This is a genomic window from Streptomyces sp. NPDC055078, from assembly GCF_053607985.1.
Map to the genome: position 1 here is coordinate 1 of NZ_JBSGUP010000751.1, position 3,808 is coordinate 3,808.

The window sequence follows — 3,808 nt, forward strand, 5'->3', positions numbered from 1 at the left end:
GTGCGGGTGCGCTTGACCTCGTAGAAGCCCGGAACACCCGCCATCAGCAGAAAGCCGTCCCACAGCTGTCCGGCCGTCTCCCCGGTGGGCGCCGGAGAGACGACCGGGCCGAAGAAGCCGACCCGTTCGCCGTCCGGCCCGGTGACCGACACCACCGGGGTGCCGACATTGCCGCCCGCCAGCTCCATCGCCCGTGCGTGCGACGAGCGGATCGCCTCGTCGTACGCGGTGGACTCGGCGACCTCGGCGACCTCCTCCGGCAGCCCGGCGTCGGCGAGGGCCGCGGTGAGGTTCCCCCAGTCGCCCTGGAGATGGAAACGGGTGCCCATCGCGGTGAAGAGGTCACCGAGCGCCTGCTGGCCGAACCGCTGCTCCACCGCGGCACACACCCGTACCGGCGCCCACATGTAGTCCTCCCACTCGCCCTCGGGGTTGTCGTCCCGGTGCTCGTTGAGCACCGAGAGACTCATCACCCGCCAGCGGATGGCCACCGGCCGTACCCTGCTCACCTCCACCAGCCACCGCGAGGTGATCCAGGTGTACGGGCAGACGGGGTCGAACCAGAAGTCGACGGTCCGCGGTTCGGTCATCTCACCGGCTCCTCATAGGGTTTGGTTCACGGGCGCCAGCCGTCCGGCTCGGGCCACGGCTCACCGAGCTGGCGGTACGTGCCCTGGTAGTCGGGCCAGTCCCGGTGGTCCCTGATCTTGCCGTCGACGAGGCGCAGCAGATGGATCTGCTCACCGGAGAAGCGGCGGCCGGTCGGCGCCATGCCCACCATCGCGCCGATGTGCCGGCCGTAGAGCACGAGATTCGCCCGCACCCAGTCGCCCCGCTCCTCGATCCTGACCTCCTCCAGGTGCGCGTCCTCGGAGAAGGTCATCCTCAGCCAGGCTACCGCCTTGGCGAACGCCTCGGGCCCCTGTCCGATGCCGTGCTCGATCGTGGCCGGGTTCAGATACTCCGGGTGGATGAACTCATGGGCGTCGGTGGTCTGCCCTGTGTTGTACGCCTTGATCATCCGCCGTACGGCTTCGGCGTGCTCACTCATCGCGTTGCCTCCGGTTCTCGGTGTTCCCGTCGCCGATGAGCATCCCAACACCACGATCGGCAGCGGATCGACGTTCGCTCGATCCGCTGCTCCACGGCCGCTCGATCCGGCACGAGGCGACGGGCGGTGCCGTGTCCAGACGATGTTGAGCCAACTGCGAGAGCGGACACGCACGTTGGACGTCGCCACACATCGTGAATGCCGGACGTCGCATGCGAAAAGAGGCGTTGAGATGCAGCCGAACGACCTTGATCCCACCAGGAGCGAGGTGGTCACCTTCATCAACAGGTTCACCGTGCATGCCTCGCCCGAGGAGTTCGAGAGGGTCTTCGCCGAGACCGGACAGTTCCTGGCGGGCCGGGACGGCTTCCTGCGGTACGCGCTGCACCGGCACGCCGAGGACCCGACCCGGTACGTCAACATCGCGCACTGGCGGGACGCGGCCGCCTTCCGTACGGCGGTGGCCGATCCCGGCTTCCCGCCGCACGCGGCGGCGGTCCGGGAACTGAGCACATCCGAGCCCGGCCTCTACCTTCCCCGGCAATTCGTGTCAGCGGAGCGGGCGGCGACGGTGGACCGCTGATGGGCACATCCACGGGCCGTCGTGTCGTCATCACCGGCATCGGCGTCGTAGCGCCCAACGCCGTGGGGCGAAAACCGTTCTGGGACGCGCTGACCGCCGGGCGCACGGCCACCGGCAGGATCAGCTTCTTCGACCCCACCCCCTACCGCTCGCAGGTCGCCGCCGAGTGCGATTTCGACCCGCTGCGCGAAGGGCTGACCCCGCAGCAGGCCCGGCGGATGGACCGGGCCGCGCAGTTCGCCGTGGTGAGCGCCCGGGAGGGCATCGCCGACAGCGGTCTCGACAGCTCGGCCCTGGACCCCGCGCGGACCGGCGTCGCCATCGGCAGCGCGGTGGGGTGCACGATGAGCCTGGAGGAGGAGTACTCCGTCGTCAGCGACGGCGGGCGGCACTGGCTGGTGGACGACTCCTACGCCGGGCGGCACCTCTTCGACTACTTCGTCCCCAGCTCGATCGCGGCCGAGGTGGCCAGGGACGTGGGCGCCGAGGGCCCCGTGTCGCTGATCTCCACGGGCTGCACCTCCGGGCTCGACTCGGTCGGACACGCCGTGGAGCTGATCCAGGAGGGCTCGGCCGATGTGATGGTCGCGGGCGCCACCGACGCCCCGATCTCGCCGATCACCGTGGCCTGCTTCGACGCGATCAAGGCGACCACCCCGCGCAACGATGAACCCGAACGCGCGTCCAGACCCTTCGACCGCACCAGGAACGGCTTCGTGCTCGGCGAGGGCGCCGCCGTCTTCGTCCTGGAGGAACTCACACACGCCCGCCGGCGCGACGCGCATGTGTACGCGGAGATCAGCGGATACGCCTCCCGCTCCAACGCCTTCCATATGACCGGACTGCGCCCGGACGGCCGGGAGATGGCCGAGGCCATCCGCGTCGCCATGGCCCGCGCGTCGGTCGGCCCCGAGGACATCGACTATGTGAACGCGCACGGCTCGGGCACCAGACAGAACGACCGGCACGAGACCGCGGCCTTCAAGACCAGCCTCGGCGCGCACGCCTACCGGGTCCCGGTGAGCGGCATCAAGTCGATGATCGGACACTCCCTGGGCGCGATCGGCTCGCTGGAGATCGCGGCCAGCGCGCTCACCATCGAGCACAACACCATTCCGCCCACCGCCAATCTGTATGAACCGGACCCCGAGTGCGACCTCGACTATGTGCCGCTGACCGCACGCGAACAGCACGTGGACACCGTGCTCACCGTGGGCAGCGGCTTCGGCGGCTTCCAGAGCGCGATGGTGCTCCGGACCCCCCAGAGGGCGGAGCGATGACCGCCACCGCCGTGATCACCGGCATGGGCGTGCTCGCGCCGACGGGGCTCGGCGCCGCGGCACACTGGAGCACCACCCTGGCCGGGCGGCCCGCGATCGGCCCCATCAGCCGGTTCGACGCAGGGCGCTACCCCAGCCGGCTGGCCGGTGAGATAAGTGGCTTCGACCCCAGGGAACAGGGCCTGGCGAGCAGACTGCTCCCGCAGACCGACCATATGACCCGGCTGGCGCTGGTGGCGGCCGAGTGGGCGATCACGGACGCGGGGGTGGACCCCGGCGCACTGCCGGAGTACGGCATAGGGGTCGTCACCGCCAGCACCGCAGGCGGCTTCGAGTTCGGCCACCGGGAACTGCACAACCTCTGGAGCAAGGGCCCGGAGAACGTCAGCGCCTACCAGTCCTTCGCCTGGTTCTACGCGGTGAACACCGGGCAGATCTCGATCCGGCACGGGCTGCGCGGACCGGGCGGGGTCCTGGTCACCGAGCAGGCCGGCGCGCTGGACGCCCTGGCGAAGGCCCGGCGGCACCTCCGTGGCGACGACGTCCAGATGGTGATCGCGGGCGGCGTGGACGGCTCGCCGTGCCCCTGGGGCTGGGTCGCCCAGCTCGCCGGCGGCCGGATCAGCACCGAGGAGGACCCGCGCCGGGCGTATCTGCCCTTCGACACGCGCGCGTCCGGGCATGTGCCGGGCGAGGGCGGGGCGCTGTTCGTGCTGGAGTCCGCCGAGTCCGCCCGCGCCCGCGGTGTGCGTTCCTGGTACGGGGAGATAGCCGGCTGTGCCGCCACCTTCGACCCGCCGCCCGAGAGCGGCCGGCCGCCGAACCTGCGGCGCGCGGCCGAACTCGCCCTCGACGAGGCCGCACTGCGGCCGGGCGACATCGATGTGGTGTTCG

5 protein-coding genes are annotated in these 3,808 nt (G+C 70.7%); 3 read left to right on the plus strand and 2 right to left on the minus strand.

What is annotated here, in order from left to right; all coding sequences use genetic code 11:
• Positions 1-590 (minus strand): mycothiol-dependent nitroreductase Rv2466c family protein (locus tag ACWF94_RS36010; RefSeq protein ID WP_453498623.1); only part of this gene is annotated, 590 nt, incomplete at its 3' end.
• Positions 591-616: 26 nt separating this feature from the next.
• Positions 617-1,051, minus strand: coding sequence for a SnoaL/DnrD family polyketide biosynthesis methyl ester cyclase (locus ACWF94_RS36015; RefSeq protein WP_453498626.1), 435 nt, complete (start codon positions 1,049-1,051; stop codon positions 617-619).
• Positions 1,052-1,283: 232 nt separating this feature from the next.
• On the opposite strand from ACWF94_RS36015, the gene ACWF94_RS36020 reads away from it, so the two are divergent.
• The 3 genes from ACWF94_RS36020 to ACWF94_RS36030 form a co-directional block, all read left to right on the plus strand.
• On the plus strand, positions 1,284-1,634 hold the full coding sequence (locus tag ACWF94_RS36020) for an antibiotic biosynthesis monooxygenase family protein (RefSeq protein WP_453498628.1): 351 nt from the start codon (positions 1,284-1,286) through the stop codon (positions 1,632-1,634).
• Complete coding sequence (locus ACWF94_RS36025) at positions 1,634-2,914, plus strand: beta-ketoacyl-[acyl-carrier-protein] synthase family protein (RefSeq protein WP_453498631.1); 1,281 nt, start codon at positions 1,634-1,636, stop codon at positions 2,912-2,914. Before ACWF94_RS36020 ends, ACWF94_RS36025 begins: the two co-directional genes overlap by 1 nt.
• A partial coding sequence (locus tag ACWF94_RS36030; protein ID WP_453498634.1) for a beta-ketoacyl synthase N-terminal-like domain-containing protein occupies positions 2,911-3,808 on the plus strand: 898 nt, incomplete at its 3' end. The genes ACWF94_RS36025 and ACWF94_RS36030, both read left to right, overlap by 4 nt.

What these genes read in the sequence shown, in the direction of transcription:
- ACWF94_RS36025 (WP_453498631.1), top strand. Translation starts at nt 1,634, where the DNA reads ATGGGCACATCCACGGGCCGTCGTGTCGTCATCACCGGCATCGGCGTC.
- ACWF94_RS36015 (WP_453498626.1), bottom strand. Translation starts at nt 1,051, where the DNA reads ATGAGTGAGCACGCCGAAGCCGTACGGCGGATGATCAAGGCGTACAAC.
- ACWF94_RS36020 (WP_453498628.1), top strand. Translation starts at nt 1,284, where the DNA reads ATGCAGCCGAACGACCTTGATCCCACCAGGAGCGAGGTGGTCACCTTC.